The 19491-nt window shown below is 48.6% G+C and carries 23 protein-coding genes and 1 other annotated feature; of the genes, 3 read left to right on the top strand and 20 right to left on the bottom strand.

The genetic code is table 11. The features are described 5' to 3' along the window. Window positions 1-26: 26 nt before the first annotated feature. Window positions 27-1025, bottom strand: a complete 999-nt coding sequence (gene ruvB, locus ACFQ1X_RS03650) for a Holliday junction branch migration DNA helicase RuvB (RefSeq protein WP_144839070.1) — start codon at window positions 1023-1025, stop codon at window positions 27-29. Between the two features lie 409 nt (window positions 1026-1434). Continuing rightward, window positions 1435-2034 (bottom strand): Holliday junction branch migration protein RuvA, encoded by a 600-nt coding sequence (gene ruvA / locus ACFQ1X_RS03645; RefSeq protein WP_144839068.1) that lies wholly within the window; start codon window positions 2032-2034, stop codon window positions 1435-1437. Between the two features lie 126 nt (window positions 2035-2160). Here ruvA and ACFQ1X_RS03640 point away from each other — a divergent pair, with 126 nt between their 5' ends. Beyond that, the gene (locus ACFQ1X_RS03640) at window positions 2161-2694 is read left to right on the top strand and encodes a transcription repressor NadR (RefSeq protein ID WP_144839066.1); all 534 of its coding nucleotides are present in this window, start codon (window positions 2161-2163) and stop codon (window positions 2692-2694) included. 168 nt (window positions 2695-2862) lie between these two features. Here ACFQ1X_RS03640 and pheA read toward each other — a convergent pair whose 3' ends face one another. From pheA to ACFQ1X_RS03565, 15 genes are all read right to left on the bottom strand, one after another. Next, entirely contained in the window at window positions 2863-3726 is an 864-nt protein-coding gene (gene pheA, locus ACFQ1X_RS03635; protein WP_144839064.1) for a prephenate dehydratase, read from the bottom strand. A 15-nt stretch (window positions 3727-3741) separates the two neighbouring features. Next, a complete protein-coding gene (locus ACFQ1X_RS03630) occupies window positions 3742-4194 on the bottom strand; it encodes an ACT domain-containing protein (RefSeq protein WP_144839062.1) in 453 nt (150 codons plus the stop codon). A 17-nt stretch (window positions 4195-4211) separates the two neighbouring features. Beyond that, window positions 4212-5501 carry a GTPase ObgE gene (obgE, locus tag ACFQ1X_RS03625; protein ID WP_144839060.1) on the bottom strand — a complete coding sequence of 430 codons (1290 nt, stop codon included), beginning with the start codon at window positions 5499-5501 and terminating at the stop codon, window positions 4212-4214. Between the two features lies 1 nt (window position 5502). Then, window positions 5503-6018, bottom strand: coding sequence for a Spo0B domain-containing protein (locus tag ACFQ1X_RS03620; protein ID WP_144839058.1), 516 nt, complete (start codon window positions 6016-6018; stop codon window positions 5503-5505). A gap of 93 nt (window positions 6019-6111) precedes the next feature. After that, on the bottom strand, window positions 6112-6405 hold the full coding sequence (rpmA, locus tag ACFQ1X_RS03615; protein ID WP_144839056.1) for a 50S ribosomal protein L27: 294 nt from the start codon (window positions 6403-6405) through the stop codon (window positions 6112-6114). A 13-nt stretch (window positions 6406-6418) separates the two neighbouring features. Then, the gene (locus ACFQ1X_RS03610) at window positions 6419-6748 is read right to left on the bottom strand and encodes a ribosomal-processing cysteine protease Prp (RefSeq protein WP_144839053.1); all 330 of its coding nucleotides are present in this window, start codon (window positions 6746-6748) and stop codon (window positions 6419-6421) included. Between the two features lie 2 nt (window positions 6749-6750). Next, complete coding sequence (gene rplU / locus ACFQ1X_RS03605) at window positions 6751-7059, bottom strand: 50S ribosomal protein L21 (RefSeq protein ID WP_144839051.1); 309 nt, start codon at window positions 7057-7059, stop codon at window positions 6751-6753. Between the two features lie 14 nt (window positions 7060-7073). Further along, window positions 7074-7157, bottom strand: a sequence feature (ribosomal protein L21 leader region). A 252-nt stretch (window positions 7158-7409) separates the two neighbouring features. Then, entirely contained in the window at window positions 7410-8348 is a 939-nt protein-coding gene (locus ACFQ1X_RS03600) for a nuclease-related domain-containing protein (protein WP_144839049.1), read from the bottom strand. A gap of 123 nt (window positions 8349-8471) precedes the next feature. Beyond that, window positions 8472-9272: a septum site-determining protein MinD gene (gene minD / locus ACFQ1X_RS03595; protein WP_144839047.1), complete on the bottom strand. Its 801-nt coding sequence runs from the start codon at window positions 9270-9272 to the stop codon at window positions 8472-8474. A gap of 1 nt (window position 9273) precedes the next feature. Continuing rightward, window positions 9274-9942, bottom strand: a complete 669-nt coding sequence (gene minC / locus ACFQ1X_RS03590; protein ID WP_379081385.1) for a septum site-determining protein MinC — start codon at window positions 9940-9942, stop codon at window positions 9274-9276. 150 nt (window positions 9943-10092) lie between these two features. Further along, a complete protein-coding gene (mreD, locus tag ACFQ1X_RS03585; protein WP_144839045.1) occupies window positions 10093-10620 on the bottom strand; it encodes a rod shape-determining protein MreD in 528 nt (175 codons plus the stop codon). After that, on the bottom strand, window positions 10617-11492 hold the full coding sequence (gene mreC, locus ACFQ1X_RS03580; protein ID WP_144839043.1) for a rod shape-determining protein MreC: 876 nt from the start codon (window positions 11490-11492) through the stop codon (window positions 10617-10619). Before mreC ends, mreD begins: the two co-directional genes overlap by 4 nt. Before the next feature lie 14 nt (window positions 11493-11506). Further along, window positions 11507-12535, bottom strand: coding sequence for a rod shape-determining protein (locus ACFQ1X_RS03575; RefSeq protein ID WP_144839041.1), 1029 nt, complete (start codon window positions 12533-12535; stop codon window positions 11507-11509). An 89-nt stretch (window positions 12536-12624) separates the two neighbouring features. Continuing rightward, window positions 12625-13317 carry a RadC family protein gene (gene radC, locus ACFQ1X_RS03570; RefSeq protein ID WP_144839039.1) on the bottom strand — a complete coding sequence of 231 codons (693 nt, stop codon included), beginning with the start codon at window positions 13315-13317 and terminating at the stop codon, window positions 12625-12627. After that, window positions 13311-13925 carry a Maf family protein gene (locus tag ACFQ1X_RS03565; RefSeq protein WP_144839037.1) on the bottom strand — a complete coding sequence of 205 codons (615 nt, stop codon included), beginning with the start codon at window positions 13923-13925 and terminating at the stop codon, window positions 13311-13313. The genes radC and ACFQ1X_RS03565 overlap by 7 nt, the downstream gene beginning before the upstream one ends. 375 nt (window positions 13926-14300) lie before the next feature. Here ACFQ1X_RS03565 and ACFQ1X_RS03560 point away from each other — a divergent pair, with 375 nt between their 5' ends. Together ACFQ1X_RS03560 and ACFQ1X_RS03555 are read left to right on the top strand one after the other, a co-directional pair. Further along, a complete protein-coding gene (locus ACFQ1X_RS03560) occupies window positions 14301-15827 on the top strand; it encodes an AbgT family transporter (RefSeq protein ID WP_144839035.1) in 1527 nt (508 codons plus the stop codon). Window positions 15828-16620: 793 nt separating this feature from the next. Further along, on the top strand, window positions 16621-16941 hold the full coding sequence (locus ACFQ1X_RS03555) for a DUF5658 family protein (RefSeq protein WP_144839032.1): 321 nt from the start codon (window positions 16621-16623) through the stop codon (window positions 16939-16941). A 37-nt stretch (window positions 16942-16978) separates the two neighbouring features. On the opposite strand, the gene ACFQ1X_RS03550 is transcribed toward ACFQ1X_RS03555, so the two are convergent. The 3 genes from ACFQ1X_RS03550 to ACFQ1X_RS03540 form a co-directional block, all read right to left on the bottom strand. Then, on the bottom strand, window positions 16979-17734 hold the full coding sequence (locus ACFQ1X_RS03550) for a prepilin peptidase (protein WP_144839030.1): 756 nt from the start codon (window positions 17732-17734) through the stop codon (window positions 16979-16981). Between the two features lie 75 nt (window positions 17735-17809). After that, complete coding sequence (locus ACFQ1X_RS03545; RefSeq protein WP_144839028.1) at window positions 17810-18757, bottom strand: LysM peptidoglycan-binding domain-containing protein; 948 nt, start codon at window positions 18755-18757, stop codon at window positions 17810-17812. Further along, the gene (locus tag ACFQ1X_RS03540; protein ID WP_144839026.1) at window positions 18750-19490 is read right to left on the bottom strand and encodes a fimbrial assembly protein; all 741 of its coding nucleotides are present in this window, start codon (window positions 19488-19490) and stop codon (window positions 18750-18752) included. The genes ACFQ1X_RS03545 and ACFQ1X_RS03540 overlap by 8 nt, the downstream gene beginning before the upstream one ends. Window position 19491 lies beyond the last annotated feature (1 nt).

Below are 19491 nucleotides of genomic sequence, written 5' to 3'. Positions count from 1 at the left end.
CTCTTTTGTTGGTTGTGTAAGTTTCGTCATTCAGGCATCTCCAATTTAAAGTGTTCATAGGCTGTGGCTGTGACGGTGCGCCCTCTCGGCGTCCGCTGGATAAATCCGATCTGCAACAGGTACGGTTCGTAGACATCTTCAATCGTCGTCGACTCTTCTCCGATGCTTGCCGCAATCGTATCGAGTCCGACGGGTCCTCCGCGGAACCGTGAAATCATTCCAGTAATCAATTTATGGTCGATATGGTCAAGGCCGAGCGGATCGACCTGCAGCATTTCCAAAGCCTGATCCGCCATATCCATGGTGATCGATCCGGTTCCTCGCACCATCGCATAATCGCGCACCCGCTTCAACAGACGGTTCGCGATACGCGGTGTGCCCCGGGAACGCCGGGCAATTTCAACTGCCGCATTTGGATCGATATCCGCTTCAAATAATTTCGAACTCCGGACGACAATTTCAGTCAACGCTTCGGTGTCATAATAATCAAGTCGCGCGAGTACACCGAAACGGTCGCGGAGTGGCGCTGACAGGGCACCGGCGCGTGTTGTAGCACCGATCAATGTGAACGGCGGCAAGTCGAGCCGCACGGAACGTGCCGTCGGTCCTTTGCCCACTACAATGTCGAGGCAAAAATCTTCCATCGCCGGATACAGCACTTCTTCGATAGAGCGGTTCAGGCGGTGAATCTCATCGATAAACAGGACATCGCCCGGTTCCAGTGACGACACGATCGCCGCCAAATCACCCGGTCGTTCGATCGCCGGGCCGCTTGTCATCTTCACGCCAACTTCCATTTCATTGGCGATGACCGATGCCAGCGTCGTCTTGCCTAGTCCCGGAGGCCCGTAGAGCAGCACATGGTCCAGGCTTTCCTCGCGCATTTTCGCCGCTTCGATGAAGATTTCTAGATTGTGTTTCACTTTCTGCTGCCCGATATACTGCGACAAAAATTGCGGGCGCAACGATTGCTCAAAACGTTCATCAAATTCGGAAATCTCGCTTCCTATCACCCGTTCTTCCATGGTCTGCACCTCCTTTTATTGTGGCTATATCTTATAGATTCAAATTGATAACTGTTAATAATCGATATTCCGCAAAACAGCTTCGAAGACTTTAGCCGAAGCTTGCGAGGCTAAGTCTTTGCGACGAAGCAGCGCAGCGATGCAGGAGCACGGTCTTATCCACTGTGTGAATCTCAGCACTTCGTCGAAACGACGTTGGAAAGCCAACGCCGTTTCTGCTCCCCTGGGCGTCTTCGCTGTTTTGCTCCATATCTATGATACTCACTCGATCAAAGTTACTTTCCCAGCGCCGGCGCGGCATTGGACTGAGCGAAGCAATAAGACGAGTGGTTTTCTCGGCTTATGGTGGGAGCCTTGTCCAGAGCGCCTAAGCGAATTTATAAAATCCTTTTTTATATTCAATTAAAACTTAATTCTGCTTCAAAAGAAGCTGCAACGCTTTCTTCATGTAGGCTTCTGTATTCAGATCCAGATCCTTGAGCTTCGGTTTGACTTTATTGATTTCTTTTTCCGAATAGCCCAGCGCACCAAGTGCCAGCATGGCTTCCTCGAGTTCATTGTCATCAGCCGACAGCAAACCGCCCGTTTCTTCGGGGTCCGCAAACGGATCCGCGAAAAATTCTGCAAGCTTGCCTTTAAGATCCAGGATCATCTGGCGCGCCGTCTTTTTGCCGACGCCCGGAAATTTGACAAGATACGACTCGTCTTCCCGTTCGATCGCTTCGATGACGTGCTGCGGCTGGCCGGTTGCCAGAATCGCCAACGCACCTTTCGGACCAATGCCGGATACCGAAATCAGCTTGCGGAAAAGTTCCCGCTGTTCAAGTGACGGAAAACCGAACAGCAGCTGCGCGTCTTCGCGGACATGATGATGCAGAAATACCTGCAGCTCCTCCGTTCCGAACGAATAAGGATTCGGCGCAAAAATCTGCCAGCCGATGCCCTGTTGCTCTATCACTAAATATTCAGGCGTCACTCGCGTAACCCGCCCTTTTATGTAATCGTACATATCATTTCTCCCCTTCAATTCAACTCTACAATTATAGCATATTTGCCACCTTTAAACGAAATAAACCCGCTGACAATTGCCCCGTGTTAAAATGAATTTATGACGAAATGAATCGGGGGCATTCTTATGAAGAAAATTCTCGGAGAACAGCGGCGTCAAATGCTGCTGGATAAATTAAAAGAAACAACTGATCCATTGAAAGGCGGCGAACTGGCATCACTCGCCGGCGTGTCCCGCCAGGTGATCGTCGGCGACATGACCCTGCTGAAAGCGAAAGGTGAACCGATTATCGCCACGAGCCAGGGATATCTGTATATGCGCGAAACCGGCGACGACGATCTGTACCGCGTACTGGCTTGTTTCCACAAGCCTGAAGACACACAAAATGAATTATACGTACTCGTCGACGCAGGTGCCACGGTCAAAGACGTGTCGATCGAGCATCCGGTCTACGGCGAACTGACAGCCGGCATCCACGTATCGTCGCGCCGCGAAGTCGACATGTTTATGCAGCGCGTGCGTGATACCGGTGCCAGCTATCTGCTGGAACTCACCGGTGGGTTGCATCTGCACACCATCACCGCTCCAAACGTAGCAATTTTGGAACAGGCGATGAATGATATGCGCGCTGCCGGCTATTTGTTGGATGAAAGTGAATGAGTAAAGAAAAGCGACGGCGCCCGTTAAGCTCTGAAAGGCATAAGTCAGACCAGCGAAGTGGCGTTCTTTGCCACGCAGCTGGTCTGACTTATGACCCGAAGAGCTGGGCCGCTGGAGTCTGGACACGAAAAAAGCTCCGCAGCCATTTGGCCGCGGAGCTTTCCTCTTTTATTCATACGTGTAATACGAGCCCAGGGTTTTCACCGTGCAGCCCAATGCTCCGAGTTCCATGAACGCACCCTGCATCATCGGAGACAGTTCGTCATCCAGGATGTCTGCGATGAAGAAATAATTGCCGAGGCCGGTTTTCAGCGGCCGCGATTCGATTTTACTCAAATTGAGCTGGCGCCATGCGAACACCGACAACACCTGGTGAAGCACGCCCGAACGGTCATCTTTCGGCGGCGAAATCATCAACGTCGTTTTCACCTGCTCGTTATGGGCAGGATTTGTCAATTGATGGTTTGTTTTCGACAGCACGAAAAAACGCGTGTGGTTAAAATGGAAATCGTGAATTTCGCGGTGGACAATGCTCAAGCCGTATTTCTGGGCTGAGAATTCATTGCCAATCGCTGCAATATTGCGCTCCGGCAGCTCACTGACCATTTTGGCCGCAGCCGACGTCGAGCTGTATTGCTCAAGCGGTGTATTTTTATACGTATAATACAGGAATTTATGGCATTGCGCCAAAGCATGCGGATGCGAATAAATCGCTTCGAAGCCGTCACTGCCCAAATTATCCGGATGCACCATTAAATGCTGCTCGATCGGCGACAGTACTTCCGCCGTCACATAAAGCTGTGCTTCATGGAACAGATAATCAATCGTCAGGGGAACCGAGCCCTCCAGCGCATTTTCCAGCGGCACAACCGCGTAATCGACACGATCTTCCGCAACAGCTTCAATGCACTCCGGAATTGTCGTATAGGCCATCAAATCACCATCCGGAAACGCTTTTAACGCCGCCAGATGGGTGAACGACGCGTCCGGCCCCAAAAAGGATATTCGTTTTTTCGTCCCTTGCTCTGCCATCAAACCCCTCCTATATTATAATGAACCGCTTGAAACCACATCAGCCGACTCGACAAAATCGAGCTTTTTCAGCTGCTGCAAAAAGACATCAAGTTCCTGCTCCATTGCAGTCACATCCAACGACAGCGTGACATTTGCACGTCCCTGGATGGGAATCGTCTGATGGATCGTCAGAATATTGCACCGGGATTCGGCGACTGTTTGAAGCAATGTGGCAAGCGTCCCTGCACGATCTTCCAATTGCAGGAAAATCGTCAGAATCCGCTCTTTGACGATGGAATGAAAAGGAAAAACAGCGTCCCGGTATTTATAGAAAGCGGAACGGGAAAGGCCGGTTTTGTCCACAGCGTCCAATATCGAAATATTATCACGCTGCAGCATCTTTTTGACTTCGAGCGTTTTTTGCATCGCTTCAGTCAGCACATCCTCACGTACCAGATAATACCGCTGTTCTGAAATATCCTTCATCCATGTCCCCTCCGCATTTATTCAGTAAATTCGAATTCAAATTCCAACAGGCGAACAGTGTCGCCGTCTTCAGCACCTTTTTCACGCAAGGCATCATCAATTCCCATGCCGCGCATTTGGCGAGCAAATCGGCGAATCGAATCTTCACGCGAGAAATCGGTCATTTTGAACATCCGCTCAATCGCATAGCCACTGATGACATAAGCACCATCCGGATCACGCGAAATTGAGAAGCCATCGCTGTCCGACTCGTGCTTGTAAAGAACTGCGCTTTCCGATTCATCCGTTTCATCTTCGATCATCGGGAATTCCGACGTGACTTCCAATAAATCGGCAATCGCGAACAGCAGATTGCTCAAGCCCTGGCGGCTTAACGCTGAGATCGGGAAAATCTTTGCATCTTCCGGCAATTTCTTGCGGAACTCTTTCAGGTTTTCTTCCGAATCCGGCATATCCATTTTGTTGGCAACGATCAATTGTGGACGTTCCGTCAAACGCATATTGTATTGTTTCAATTCTTCATTGATTGTTACATAATCTTCATACGGATCGCGGCCTTCCATAGCGGACATATCGACAACATGGACAATGACGCGTGTCCGTTCGATATGGCGCAGGAATTGATGGCCGAGACCGATTCCTTCGTGGGCGCCCTGGATCAGTCCAGGCAAATCCGCCATTGCGAAACTGCGCTGATCTTCGGTTTCAACCATTCCGAGGTTCGGCACGATCGTTGTGAAATGATATTCCGCAATTTTCGGTTTTGCAGCTGACACTACTGACAGCAGCGTCGATTTCCCGACACTCGGGAATCCGACAAGTCCGGCATCTGCCAAAACTTTCAATTCAAGGATGACGTTGCGCTCAAAGCCTGGTTCCCCTTTTTCGGAAAGCTCAGGCGCCGGGTTCGCTGGTGTCGCGAAACGTGAGTTGCCTCGTCCGCCGCGTCCACCTTTGGCGATAATCGCCGTTTGGCCGTGTTCAACCAAATCAGCAATCGTTTCACCGGTTTCAGCGTCTTTTACCACAGTGCCCGGTGGAACTTCGATAACATAATCTTCCGCTTTTGCACCGTGTTTATTGGCACTCATGCCGTGTGTTCCGCGATCTGCCTTGAAAATCCGTTTGTAACGGAAATCCATCAGCGTGCGCAGTCCTTCCTGTACGATAAAGACGATATTCGCGCCTTTACCACCATCACCGCCGGCTGGTCCGCCGTTCGGTACATATTTTTCGCGGCGGAATGCTACCATGCCATCCCCGCCGTCGCCACCTTTAACATAAACTTTTACGTGATCGACAAACATATTATCCCTCCATCTTTGCGCTGACAATAATTTTCGTGTTGTCTGCTGCAATCTCTTTCCGTGCCAATAAACCCGGAACCTCCGGCATTTCAAATTCGTGCCGGTGCCCGGTCAATTCCAATGCGATTTCAAAAACGCTTTGCTGTTCGTTCAATTCCGTTCGGCAGCGCGGGTCAGCGGCAACATCCGTTCGTGGTTCGAGTCCGTCGAAAAAACGTTCGAGCCACTCGGCGAATGCTGCATCTTTTGCACCCGCACCCTTGCCGGCATGGCATGCCAGATGAAAACGGAATTCCGGAAAACGCAATTCTGCCGTCAACAGCCAGTTTTCAGTCGCTGGCATCCCAAGCGCTGACAGGTTGTTCAGCTGCACAGCCGCTTCGGCATGCGATCGAATGATCGATTGCACTTCCTGCCCACGACCCAGATCAAGTTTCATTTGAATTAATTGAAGCTCATTCAAGAAATCGTGGCGCGCATGCCGAAGCGCTTGTGCCACCGTAACCGGATTCTCCATCTTGTTCACGTCCTAAATTTTCTTCTTTATTTCAGTATACCAAGAGATTCCTGAAAAAGAAAAAGAGCTGCGAAAGCAGCCCTTTTCGTCTTATTAAGCCTCTTGTGCGATTACTGGATAAACGCTCACTTTTTTCTTGTCGCGGCCGTAACGCTCAAAGCGCACAACGCCGTCGATTTTAGCGAAAAGTGTATCGTCTCCGCCACGTCCAACGTTTTCTCCTGGATAAACTTTAGTACCGCGTTGACGGTATAAAATCGAGCCACCAGTAACTTCTTGGCCGTCTGCACGTTTAGCGCCAAGGCGTTTAGATTCTGAGTCACGTCCGTTTCTCGTTGAACCTACACCTTTTTTGGATGCGAAAAACTGAAGATCTAATCTTAACATTCTGTCCCACCTCCTAAGCTGTGAAGGTTATTTTAATATATTCTTCATAGTCTTGTTCAATCGTTTTTAACGAAACAATCATTCCGCGAACAAGCAATTGCACCTGTCCATCCGTTTTCTCGTCGAGGTCATCCGGGAAATCGACTTGTAAATAGCCGCTTTCAGTCTGTGAAATTTCCGGTTCGATTCCGGTAAGTTCCATAATGGCGTTCACTGCTCCAAATGAAACAGCTGACGCTCCGGCACAAACCAGGTCTTGCCCATGTTCCGCAAAGTCCGCATGGCCCGACATTTCGAAAGAAGAAATGCGTCCTGACTCCTCTTTAATTTTAACATGAATCATTCTTACAGGTTGATCGCGTCAATAGTTAATTTTGTGTATGGTTGACGGTGACCTTGTTTTTTACGGTAGTTCTTTTTGGCTTTGTATTTGAAGACAGTGATTTTTTTCTGTTTGCCGTGTTTTTCAACTTTAGCTGTAACAGTAGCTCCTTCAACAAAAGGAACACCCACTTTAGCGTCATCTCCACCTACAAATAGAACTTTGTCAAATGTGAAAGTGTCACCAGCTTCTCCGTTCAATTTCTCAACGTAGATCTCCTGACCCGCTTCAACTTTGATCTGTTTACCACCAGTTTCAATAATTGCGTACATATCCTTGCACCTCCTCTTAGACTAAGACTCGCCTATCCAGGTGATCCGCATTGCATGCGAATTCTTTGTGTACCCGATTCGAGCGGTTGTAGCACGGTGCGCTACAAACATAACATTAAAATAATATCACGCGGGAGCAGGCGGCGTCAATAGATATTGTTGAATCGGGTGGGATTGGGTTTTAATTAGGTAGGGATTGTTTGTGAAACTTCGATTTAACGTCTTTTCACTGGAAATATTATACATATATTTTTAGCTAGTTGCGGAGTTGAGACATTTAGTTGCGGTTCTTGTACATTTAGTTGCGGAAATCCGACTATTAGTTGCGGTTTTACCTAATTTAGTTGCGGTCACGAATAAATCTTCTCAAAATGACTCACCAATAGTTCTTTATTTTCAATTATAATTCGCTTTCCGCGCCCTGAACTTTTTAAGGTAAACTTTTCCAAGAGTCGAATCAAAATATATTTGTCTGTCACACCGAGCCAACGGTATGCCTCCTTGCTAGTTAACTCACTCCCGAATAAAACAGCATATTCCTGCAGCGCAAACTCGTGGGCATCCGGAGAAATCGCCCCACACCTGGAGCATCTCCACTTCCGCTCAATCCACGCGCACGAAATCCGTCCACACCCCAAACACCTCACCCCCGCCTCCACCGAATCCCGCGTCAGCTTATGCTTCTTCAAAAGGTCAGGACCGTTATAATGCCCGCGGCTGCGCCGCAACAAAACCTCAAAGTCATCCAGGTTGAGCGCTATCTTCGGATCGACCAGCCCTTCCAGATGGAATGGCAAATAGTCGAGAGCGATAATCGGATAGAGTTTCGGCGGTGCGGCAACCCTTCCCGCGCGGCTCGACAACACGATAGTTCCATGAACTTTGGTTCCAAAAAACTTCTCTGATGCTTTGACAGCACGATGCAATTGAGTTTCCGGATTGCGCATGCCTTCGATACGCCCCTCGATAACACGATGAAATTGATAATTGACCGAATCAAAATGGAATTCCCCTACCATATTTTTCACTTCCATAACAGAAATAAGCTGGGCATGCACAAGCAGAAAGTCGACCTGGGCATAACCGTCTCTATATGGAAAAGATAAACCTTGGTAAATTGAAAATTTGCCTTCAAGATCCAACTCCCTCTCAAGCAGCTCCTTCGTCCGCTTCTCACCCGCCGCTCCCGCTAAAGCTCTTTTTAATTCGCCATATACTGCATCCCTCGATGAGTTCCCAACACTCAACCTTTCATAAAGCACGATTAACTTCAACAATTGAACGTCCAACCCGCACCCCTTTTCATAATATCTTGCCCGACGTATGCCCATCACGTTGTTGCAATCAATATAGCTAAAAATACACAAAAACCCCCGCATATCTCTGCGGGGGTTTCTGGTTGAAGTCCAACTTTATTTAGCGAAAACAGCTTTGATTTTCGAAAAAAAGCCTGTGTTTTGTTTGTCCATTGTCATGAGCGGAACGGATTCGCCGAGCAGGCGGCGCGCAATGTTGCGGTAGCCCATGGCAGCCGGGTTGGCCGGATTCATGACCACGGGTTCGCCGCGGTTCGAGCTGGAGATGACACTTTCGTCATCGGCTACGATGCCGAGGAGGTCGATGGACAGATGGGTCGTGATTTCATTGATATCAAGCGCTTCGCCGGCCTTCATGAGATGCTGGCGGATGCGGTTGATGATGAGTTTTGGCGGCCCGATGTTTTCTTCGAGTTCGAGCAGGCCGATGATGCGGTCGGCGTCGCGCACGGCTGAAATTTCAGGCGTGGTGACGACGATGGCGCGGTCAGCACCGGCAACGGCATTTTTATAGCCCTGCTCGATGCCCGCAGGACAGTCGATGATGACGAAATCGTAATCTTTCTTGAGTTCCGTCACCAGTTCCTTCATCTGTTCCGGGTTGATGGCATTTTTATCAACTGTTTGTGCTGCCGGCAATAAATACAGCATATCATCAAAGCGCTTGTCTTTGACGAGGGCCTGGTGGACTTTGCAGCGGCCTTCGAGCACATCGACAAGGTCATAGATGATGCGGTTTTCCAAACCTAAAATAACATCCAGATTGCGCAGGCCGATATCGGTGTCGATAAGGCATACTTTTTTCCCTTGAAGAGCCAATGCAGTGCCGAGATTGGCGGTTGTCGTCGTTTTACCGACGCCTCCCTTGCCTGATGTTATGACGATTGCTTCTCCCACACTAGCTTCCTCCTTTAAACGTTGAAATTTGCGGCCTGATATATCGCAATTCCTGCAGACGGTCAATGACAATGTTCTGACCGTTGCTATGTATATACGCACATTCCATTTCCGGCTGTTCAGACAGCATCGATAATTCATCGGTCATTGTCTCAATTAAATCGTCGATCATAAGATGGGTCGCCTCCAGCCAGGATGCGGCAATGACCGCTTCGCGGTTGCCGTTTGCACCAGCGTGGGCAATCCCTTTTAAACGTCCCAGCACATAGATATTGCCGCCGGCCACTACACGGCCGTTCGGGTTGATATCGCCGACTACGACAAGATCCCCTTCAGCTTTCACAACCTGGCCCGAACGGACAATTCCCACATAAGTTTCGGATTGGCGTTCGTGGATCCGTTTATTGCTTTCTTCGACGGAAATCACTTCGCTTCGCATCTTTGACACCCGCAGATGCGAGTTGCTCTGGATGGCTGCGACGATTTCCTTGTACTGGGTTTCCGTGCAATAGCGGTAACCGAGATGCAGCTGCACTTCGGCGCTGCCGTCAAGCGCAGGGTCCGACACCTTGGCTTTCAGTTCGTTCAGCATGTCCGTATAGGCGCACTGATCGTCGAGCTGCAGCACAAGGCCTTCTTTCGTTCCTCTTATATAGACAAGATTCTTCAAAAATGCGTCACCTGCGCTTTCATTTTATCCCGTATTAACGGTCAGTAAGACTCCCGCTTATCCAAGCGGGAGATCAACTGACCATAAAAACCCGATTGGATCAACTAACATTCTGTGGGGCTGAAGAGTCCCACAGAATGAAGTTTCTCTTTATAAAGCTTTGTTGTTTTCACGTTCGAAAAGACGCGCGACAATCACCGATTTAAACGCCCAGCCGAGCATTACAAGGAACAGCGAATTCGCGATCATAGTCGGCAACAGACGTGATGTCAGAAAAACATCCGACGGCACTGAAATCAATGAAATCAACGAAAAGAATAAATACAGCATAAACTCGAAAAACGCTGTCAGAAGGAGCGTTACAAGGGTTGCTACCAACAAGTTCCGGTGCACCGATTTCACGATGTAACCCGCGATCAGACACATCAACGGATACAAAACAGCATATAATCCAATAATATCAATGAAAAAGACATCATACAAGAGGCCGAAGACTAAACCATAGATCATCGCTTGTTTCGGGTTGTAGTAGACTGTCACAAAAATAAGAAACATCAATAAAAAACGGGGCACAATATAATAATAATCCCCGTCAACCTGCAACGGGGAAAATAAGCCAAATACGGGTTCCAGGAAAAACAGGACGAGGGCGATCAGCGGCAAGAGATAGCGGATCATGATTCTTCCTCCTCATCAGCACCCTCGTCTCCATCAGGCATGTCGCGGTCAGCGATCATGACGTGGTTCAACAGGGTGAAATCGGCTGCCGGTTCAACATAGGCAAGCTGAGTCAAACCGAATTCGTCGATCGTAATCTCGGTGATTTCACCGATAATCAGGCCTTTAGGAAATATCCCGCCAAGACCACTCGAGACGACCTGTTGGCCGACTTCAAGGTCGATCTGTGCATCAATACGCTTCAACATCAACTCGCGTCGCTCGGCATCGTATCCTTCAATCAGTCCGAATACACCTTCGTCGCCGCCGATCACCATGGCAGAAACGCGGTAATTCGGATTTTGGGTCGATACCAGCTCGACCGTTGCAGTCGTAGCTGTGACCAGCGCGACTTTGCCGATCAGCCCTTGAGCCGTCATGACGGCCATGTCAACTTCGACACCGTCAGACTCGCCTTTATTCAAAATAATTTTTTCTTCCCATTGATCCGGATTCCGCGCGATGACGGTTGCCTGGATCGGGTTGTAACCACGCAGGTCGGCTTCTTTGCCGACGATTTCTTTCAGTTGGTCATTTTCAGAACGCAGGTCGGTGACTTCCGCCTGCACAGCCGCAAATTCTTCCAGACGGCCTTTTAAGTGCTGATTTTCCTTATATGTATTCAATAGTGAATCCACGTTATCGAAAATGTCAGTGACAAAATGCGCCGGGCCGGAAAATAAGGACTGGCCGGCCCCTACTGTGTCTTTAATGATTTGTTCAGGAAAGGATACATTGTCGCGATCCCGCAATGAATAGGAAATTAATGCCACGAGCAGGATTACCCCGAGCATTAACAGAATCAGCCGCTTGTTCGAAAAGAACTTAGACATGGCAGCAATCCTCCTTATTTAGTTGATTGCATGCGACGGATTTGATCAATATTGTCAAGTGCCTTACCTGTGCCGATAGCCACGCAATCCAGCGGGTTTTCAGCGATCAGGACCGGCATTTGCGTTTCGTCAGAAATGACTTTATCGAGATTTTTCAGTAATGCGCCACCGCCGGTAAGGACGATTCCGCGTTCCATGACATCCGCTGACAATTCCGGAGGAGTCGTTTCAAGCGTTTTCTTAACACCTTCAATGATGGCAAGAACTGATTCCTTCAACGCTCCCGCAATTTCTTCAGAAGAAATTTCGATTGTTTTTGGCAGACCCGTCAACAAATCGCGTCCGCGGATGTCCATTTTTACAGCCTTCTCTTCCGGAGTCGTCACACGTGCGGCGCCGATTTCAATCTTAATGGCTTCAGATGTCCGTTCCCCGATTGTCAGGTTATAGGTTTTGCGGATATATTGCGTGATTGCCTGGTCCATTGCATCACCAGCCACACGGATGGATTCGCTCGTCACGATGCCGCCAAGTGAAATGACTGCAACTTCCGTCGTTCCTCCACCAATATCGACGACCATGCTGCCCATTGGTTCCCAAACTGGAAGATTTGCACCGATTGCCGCTGCAAAAGGCTCTTCGATCGTGAATGCTTCACGAGCTCCTGCCTGGCGCGATGCGTCAATGATTGCGCGCTGTTCGACACTTGTGATGCCGAAAGGAACACAAATCATGACATTCGGCTTTTTCATCGATCCGCCGACTTTTTTCATCGCTTCCTTCATATAATATTGGATCATTGCAGTTGTTGTATCGTAATCAGCGATAACGCCGTCGCGCATCGGTCGGATTGCCACGATCGAACCAGGTGTGCGCCCGATCATATTTCTTGCGTCATTGCCGACTGCGACAATTTCACCAGTATGCGTATTTTTTGCCACAACAGACGGTTCTCTCAGAACAATCCCTTTATTTTTAATAAATACTAGCGTGTTAGCAGTTCCTAAATCGATTCCTACATCTTTTGATCCCATTCCAAACAAGTCAAATCTTCCCTTCTTTATATGCCAAAAAGCCATAGAGTTTACACAATACTACTCATTATAGCTGAAAAGTAAAGAAAGTAACAGTGCTACATATATCCCTTTTCATTTAAAGAAATGAATTGATGGTCCCCTATGATGATATGGTCCAAAAGCTCAATGCCCACTATGCTTCCAGCTTCCATCAGCCGCTTCGTGACGGCAATATCTTCAGGTGACGGCGCAGGGTTGCCGGACGGGTGATTATGCGCGCAGACGATTGAAGCGGCCGAGCGGCGAACCGCTTCCCTGAAAATTTCCCGTGGATGGACGATGCTGGCGTTCAAACTACCTACAAAAATTGTCTGCCGGTGCATTACCTGATTTTTTATATTAAGGAAAAGAACGACAAAATGTTCCTGTTTGAGTGAAGTCATATCCGCCATCAAAAACGAGGCGGCGTCTTTCGGGGAACGGATGGTGAATTTCGCATCCGTCTGTTTGGAGGACAGGCGGCGGCCGAGTTCCACGGCAGCCATCAATTGCACCGCTTTTGCCTGGCCGATGCCATTGATTGATGTGAGCTCTTCGATGCTGGCATCTTTGAGTTGCTGTACCCCTTCAAAATGGTGCAGCACCCGATTGGCCAAGTGCAGAACAGATTCCTGTCTTGTTCCGGTGCGCAGCATAATGGCAATCAATTCCTGATTCGACAGACTCGTCGCTCCCTGGTTGACCAGTCGTTCACGAGGGCGGTCCGCTGTATGGACGTCACGGATCATCAAAGCCTGTTCCTTCAGCATTCGACACGACTCCCCGACAAAGTGATATATCCGGCATCAGCTAATTTGCGCGCCAGATGGGCAATCGGCAAGCCGACTACATTGTTATAATCACCCTTGATTTCCTTTACAAATAGAGCGGATAAAGTCTGGATGCCATAAGCACCCGCCTTATCGTACGGGTCATCCGAATTGGTATATGCCTCAATCCAGTTGTCAGCCAAGTCAAAAAAAGTCACTTCCGTCGTCTCATGGAATAAAATTTCATCGTCACCTGCCCGAACATTTACAGCTGTAATAACTTCATGGCTGCGGTCTGATAATTTGTGCAGATAGTCCATTGCCTGTTTCTTGTCTTCCGGCTTGAGCAGGATTTCGCCGTCACAGACAACAACGGTGTCGGCACCGATCACCAGTGCGTCCTCCTCTGCCAAATTATCCGCGACATCCGCCGTCTTCACTTTCGCGCAATTGACCACATAATCGAGTGCATTTTCAAAATCTCCTGGTTTTGGCTCTTCCTTTTTGCTTGGAATCACTTGAAAATCGAAGCCGAGCATCTGCAGCAGCTCGTTTCTGCGAGGTGATTGCGATGCCAGAACTATCGGCTGATTGGCTTTAAAATACATGGGAACGCCTCCTTTTCCATAACAATATCACCCCGCGGAACACTGTTGCAAATAGCGAAAAACGACTTTTGCTTGCTATGCCTGCTTCAAAAATGAGATTTGGGATCCCTGCAAACGCAATTGCTGTGATATCGCTGAAAGCGGATTCAAAATTTAGCAGATTGTTGATCCCTTAAGCCAACTTTTTATAGCCTCATTCAGAATACAATATCACAATATTAAAACAGTATTCAATTTTGCCATTATTAGTACTTCTTCAAAACACTTTATTACTATCGTATAATCAATTACAATGAAAACGGATTTTAATTTCTGAAGATTTCCTATTTCGAAATAATGATTAGGGAATTTTCAATTTGGAAAGAGGTAGATGAAATGGAAAAAAAGCGAAAAGGGTTCTTCCAGAAGTTTCTGGACGGAATCGAATTTGCAGGGAATAAATTACCCCACCCGGTCACTTTGTTCGCACTCCTAGCACTTCTGGTACTGGTGCTGTCCGCCATCATTTCGAGCTTTGGCGTAACAGTGGAACATCCCGGCCAGGAAGGTGAAATGGTCGAAGTTAAAAACTTGTTGAATGCGGAAGGCATCCAATATATTTTCACCAGCATGGTTGATAACTTCATCGGATTCGCTCCGCTCGGCGTTGTTCTTGCAACAATGCTGGGTATCGGAATCGCTGAACGCACAGGATTGATCAGTGCAATGCTGCGCGGATTCGTTTTATCCGTTCCACGCGTTCTGATCACTGCCGGCCTTGTATTTGCCGGTATCATGTCAAGTGTTGCTTCTGACGCTGGTTACGTTGTCCTGCCCCCACTCGGTGCATTGATATTCGCTGCACTCGGCCGCCATCCTCTTGCGGGTCTTGCCGCTGCGTTTGCCGGAGTTTCCGGCGGATTCAGCGCCAACCTTCTGCTGTCGGCGACAGACCCGATGCTCGGGAACCTGACGATCGCCGCTGCCGCAATCATCGATCCCACGTATGCGGAAGGCATGAACATTGCGATGAATTATTACTTCATCATCGCTTCCGTATTCGTCCTGACGTTTGCCGGTGCCTTTGTCACTGAGAAAATCGTCGAGCCCCGTCTTGGCGAATACAAAGGTGAATATCGTGAAGAACTTACTGGCCTGACGGCTGAAGAAAAGAAAGGTATGTTGTGGGCTGCAATTTCATTTTTAGTTGCTGCAGCTGCATTTGCTTTCCTGATCGTTCCGGAAAACGGTGCATTACGCGGTGAAGACGGCGGAGTTGTTCAATCGCCATTTATGTCATCACTCGTTCCGATCATCACGATCCTGTTCTTCATTCCCGGCCTGTTCTACGGAATCGCCACGAAGAACATTAAAAACGATAAAGATGTTGCCAACCAATTATCGGATACGATGGCTGCGATGGGTATGTTCATCGTACTGGCGTTCACCGCTGGACAATTCGTGGCCTATTTCACAGAATCAAACATGGGGATGGTCATCGGAGTCTACGGTGCACAATTCCTTGAAGGTGCAAACCTGACAGGCATTCCACTGATTCTCGGCTTCATCTTCGTGACAGGGATCATCAACCTGTTCATCGGCAGTGCATCCGCCAAATGGGCGATGATGGCACCGGTATTCGTGCCGATCATGATGTATCTCGGTTATTCTCCGGAATTGACACAGATGGCCTACCGCATCGCCGATTCAACGACGAACATCATTTCGCCGCTGATGACGTATTTCGCGATCATCATCGCGTTTGCACAGAAATACGATAAGAAAATGGGCATCGGAACACTGATTTCGGTTATGTTCCCCTACTCGATCGTATTTGCGATCGTATGGACGATCATGCTGATTGTGTGGATGCTGCTCGGTCTGGATCTCGGACCTGGTTCACCGTTGCATTACAATAACTAAGAATGAAAATAAAGCCGGCGCAGTCCTTTCTGCGCTGGCTTTTCTTATTCTAAACCGATATTCCGTTTCTAAACCGATATTGCGTTTCTAAGCCGATATTCCGCAAAACAACTTCGAAGACATTAGCCGAAGCATGCGAGGCTAAGTCTTTGCGACGAAGCAGCGCAGCGATGCAGGAGCACCCAAAGGGACTCGCACTTCGCTTGGCCCCCTGGGCGTCTGCGTTGTTTTGCTCCATATCTCCGTACGGGGGATTTTGTGTTTTAGCTAGCCGGCGCAAGACACAAATGTTCCTCAATTTGTGTGTTGCGCGTTACCGACCCTGTGTCGGACCCAAATGTTTTTCAATTTGGGGCTGACACAGGGGCGTGCTGCCAGAACTCATATCTGAAATAGCTGTAAAAAGAGTAATGTCCTTCTATATGAACTTAGGCAATTGGTCGTGTGGCCAGAACTCCTACCCCAAAATAATATAATCGATATTCCGCAAAACAGCTTACTTGCCAAAACCCGTGCTCCTGTCTCTGTCCCTGCAACGCTGCGCTAGCTTCGGGACATGAAAGTGCGTTGCATCGCTACGCTGCGTCTTCGCTGTTTTGCTCCATATCTCAGATTTTTAAAATAACGAGTTACTTTCAGTATGGTATTTGGTTTTTAAAAATTTATGGATAATATTTCATGAGTACTTTTTCCTAATGGTGGGTATGCCTTGTATTAAGCAAATATAAGTTATTTAAATAAGTATTTGACATTAATGCATTGACATAGGTTAATCCACGAAAGAGGTGCAGGCATGACTATTGCTGATCGGAAAGCTCCACTGAAAAAGTCTATTTGGCTGCTGATTGTTCTGAATGCCGTTGATGGCATCCTGACTTACTTGGGTTTGACGCGTGGCCTCGTGACAGAAGCCAATCCGCTTCTGGCTTCTTTTACACCATTTACGATTTTGGGCATTAAACTGTTCCTTTCCCTCTGTCTCTTCGGTCTGTTGTTCACTGCATTCGCTGAAATCCGTACCTCTTTCTGGCGGTACACCCTCATTTCTGCCAATGTGCTTTACACGATGATTTTTGCCTTGCACCTTTATTGGATTCCTTTTCTGTTCATATAAAAAACTCCCTGGAGAATTTTCTCTCCTGGGAGTTTTGTTATGTCCAAAAAGTCATATACCAATTCAGGATCGATTCGCCGAAGAAATAAACGACCAAGGCTCCTGCTGCGATTGACGGTCCGAATGGAATGGGTGTTTTGCGTCCCTGCCCATTAACGCGCAGGATGATGATGCCGATGATCGAGCCGATCAAAGAAGCAAAGAACAAGGTCATTAGCGTGCCGCCCGTGCCGAGCACCAACCCGATGACAAAGAATAATTTAATATCGCCGCCGCCCATGCCGCCTTTTGACAGAATCGAAATCAGCAGGAGGATCAGGAAACCGGCAGCCGCTCCGAGCAGGCTGTCCCACCACGGATCAAGCGGCACAAAAATCCGCAGTCCGAGCAGCGCGATACCGAACGGCAAAAGCACTTTGTCCGGAATGAGCATATAGGCGATATCCGATACGGTGATGATGACGAGCATCGATACGAATAGAATTGCGACGATCAGTTCCGGCGTGAAGCCGAAATGCCAGAACGCAAAAGCGAACAGCCCAGCCGTTACCGCTTCCATCAGCGGATAGACCCAGTGGATCTTGTCGCCGCAGCCGCGGCAGCGCCCTCTCAGGAACAGAAAGGAAAACACCGGCACAAGATCAAGCGCAGTCAGCTGCCGGTCGCAGCTCGTGCAATGCGACGGCGGAAAGGCGATGGACTCCTTTTTCGGAACCCGCAGGCCGACGACATTGAAGAAGGAGCCGAAAACCAGCCCGAATAGATAAAAGAATGCAGTATAAGTAATTGTCATGTTTTCCCTCATCACATTATAAATTTAGTCAATAAAATTTAGAGAAAAAAGGAGAAATCACGATGATTTCTCCTTTCAAGGTTTTTCAGGGAGTTTTAACGTTGTCCCGGTTTTTACAAGATAATCGGTCATATTATTGGCCTGGCGGATGGGTTCGATGCCGCTGTCGTCCCCGTAATATCTTTCTGAAATATTATACAGAGTATCGCCACTCACAACTTTGTGGAATGCGGCCATCTGCGCTCCGGCAACGTGGTCATTCGACTGGGCAGCAGCTACATCTTCTTCTTCCTCGATTTCTACATCCACATCAACGTCGACTTCTGTATCTGCATCGTCTTCCTCCACAGTTCCCAAATCCGTTCCATCATTTTTCGGTAACGGATCGACTTTATTGGCCGGTGGCGGTGTATCGACTTTCGGCAAGGTATCACTTAAAGCGATAAGGTCCGGACGGAAAAATGCAGAAAAGCTCAAGGTAACCTGCAACACTTCGTCCCCACCATCAGCCGTGGTAACTTCGCCATTGGACTGGAAGCTGATAGAATCGATGATCAGGATGCGTTTCATCGCTTCGATTTCCTCGATGAAACGGGTGATGCCGGCGTAATCTTCTGTTTCAAAAGACACGGTGGTTTGGACTTTCTGTACATTTTCAATGCCTTCGACAGGCGTCAGCAATTGCAGCGGCGCTTCCAAGATGCCGATTGTCTGCACCTGAGAACGAGACAGGAGTTCGGCCTGTTCCAATTGCAGCACGATCAATTCCGTCAGCGGCTCAACAGAAACCTTTTGCTGCAGTTCGCTCGTTGAAACCCGTTCATCTTCCGGCATTGCTTTCAATTGTTCCTGCAGCGCCATAAGGACTTCACGTTCGGATTTGAACGTCTGTTCAGCGGCAATTCGCGATTCCTTGGCAGGTGTATAGACCAAAAACCAGGCATAGGCACTGATTGCCAGCAGGAAAATAACCGCCAGTACAATTAAAGCCTGTTCTTTTTGTTTTTTCGTCATACTACTCATTTGGCTCCCCCTCCGTTTCTTCAGGAGTGGTTTGCGGATCTTCTTCCACTTCAACATCAACATCCACGTCAGCTTCGACGGGTTCTTCGGTGTCAGCAGCCGGTGTTTCCTCTGCAGGCGTTTCAACGATATTGCCTTCCGCGTCAAGCACCGGCAGGCGGTCGTCGACGAACACCAAGGTGTAAGTTGCCATATATCTCGGCATTTCAATCGTCTCTTCTTCAGATTCCTCTTCGTTATCTTCTGTCAAAACACTTGTTTCACTTGTCACATTATCGAGTGACGCAAAGTCCAGCAACTCCGAGCCTTTCAACTGTGCCAGATAATAAGCGGCGTCACGGGTTGCATCGAATTGCACAGTCAATGAAGCAGTATTCGGTTCAGCGAAACTGATTTGCGAAAAGAATCCGCGTTCCGGCAGCAGAGCAGCCAATTCCTCCAATAATGGGATCGTGTCGTATTGATAGCTTTCTGCCCAATCGACAGTCGCTTTCAATTGCTGTTCTTCATTCATTCCGGCGGTCGCTTCCAGCTGTGCACGGATTGCTCCCTGCTGCGCTGAGAGTTCGGCGCTTTGAGCAGCCAGCACCTGCTGTTCGGAAGTTTCGGCTCCTGCCATAAAGAACAGGCCCGCCCAGACAAGGAGGCCCAGCAGTAAAATAGAAAGCGCCGCAATGAGGAAGGCGGGACGGTCCCGCTCCTTCTGCGGCAGTAAATTAATATCAACTAACATG

The organism is Metaplanococcus flavidus, from assembly GCF_042675885.1.
GTDB classification, from domain to species: Bacteria; Bacillota; Bacilli; order Bacillales_A; family Planococcaceae; genus Planococcus; species Planococcus flavidus.
Note: the sequence above shows the minus strand (reverse complement) of the source record. Positions and strands in the feature narration are given on the sequence as shown.

Coding starts and splice junctions, on each gene's coding strand:
- ACFQ1X_RS03550 (WP_144839030.1), bottom strand. CDS start 17,734: ATGACAATTACTTATACTGCATTCTTTTATCTATTCGGGCTGGTTTTC.
- mreC (WP_144839043.1), bottom strand. CDS start 11,492: ATGTCTAAGTTCTTTTCGAACAAGCGGCTGATTCTGTTAATGCTCGGG.
- ACFQ1X_RS03555 (WP_144839032.1), top strand. CDS start 16,621: ATGACTATTGCTGATCGGAAAGCTCCACTGAAAAAGTCTATTTGGCTG.
- ACFQ1X_RS03545 (WP_144839028.1), bottom strand. CDS start 18,757: ATGAGTAGTATGACGAAAAAACAAAAAGAACAGGCTTTAATTGTACTG.
- ruvB (WP_144839070.1), bottom strand. CDS start 1,025: ATGGAAGAACGGGTGATAGGAAGCGAGATTTCCGAATTTGATGAACGT.
- ACFQ1X_RS03620 (WP_144839058.1), bottom strand. CDS start 6,018: ATGGAGAATCCGGTTACGGTGGCACAAGCGCTTCGGCATGCGCGCCAC.
- ACFQ1X_RS03565 (WP_144839037.1), bottom strand. CDS start 13,925: ATGTATTTTAAAGCCAATCAGCCGATAGTTCTGGCATCGCAATCACCT.
- obgE (WP_144839060.1), bottom strand. CDS start 5,501: ATGTTTGTCGATCACGTAAAAGTTTATGTTAAAGGTGGCGACGGCGGG.
- rpmA (WP_144839056.1), bottom strand. CDS start 6,405: ATGTTAAGATTAGATCTTCAGTTTTTCGCATCCAAAAAAGGTGTAGGT.
- rplU (WP_144839051.1), bottom strand. CDS start 7,059: ATGTACGCAATTATTGAAACTGGTGGTAAACAGATCAAAGTTGAAGCG.
- mreD (WP_144839045.1), bottom strand. CDS start 10,620: ATGATCCGCTATCTCTTGCCGCTGATCGCCCTCGTCCTGTTTTTCCTG.
- ACFQ1X_RS03560 (WP_144839035.1), top strand. CDS start 14,301: ATGGAAAAAAAGCGAAAAGGGTTCTTCCAGAAGTTTCTGGACGGAATC.
- ruvA (WP_144839068.1), bottom strand. CDS start 2,034: ATGTACGATTACATAAAAGGGCGGGTTACGCGAGTGACGCCTGAATAT.
- radC (WP_144839039.1), bottom strand. CDS start 13,317: ATGCTGAAGGAACAGGCTTTGATGATCCGTGACGTCCATACAGCGGAC.
- ACFQ1X_RS03610 (WP_144839053.1), bottom strand. CDS start 6,748: ATGATTCATGTTAAAATTAAAGAGGAGTCAGGACGCATTTCTTCTTTC.
- ACFQ1X_RS03540 (WP_144839026.1), bottom strand. CDS start 19,490: ATGTTAGTTGATATTAATTTACTGCCGCAGAAGGAGCGGGACCGTCCC.
- ACFQ1X_RS03640 (WP_144839066.1), top strand. CDS start 2,161: ATGAAGAAAATTCTCGGAGAACAGCGGCGTCAAATGCTGCTGGATAAA.
- pheA (WP_144839064.1), bottom strand. CDS start 3,726: ATGGCAGAGCAAGGGACGAAAAAACGAATATCCTTTTTGGGGCCGGAC.
- ACFQ1X_RS03630 (WP_144839062.1), bottom strand. CDS start 4,194: ATGAAGGATATTTCAGAACAGCGGTATTATCTGGTACGTGAGGATGTG.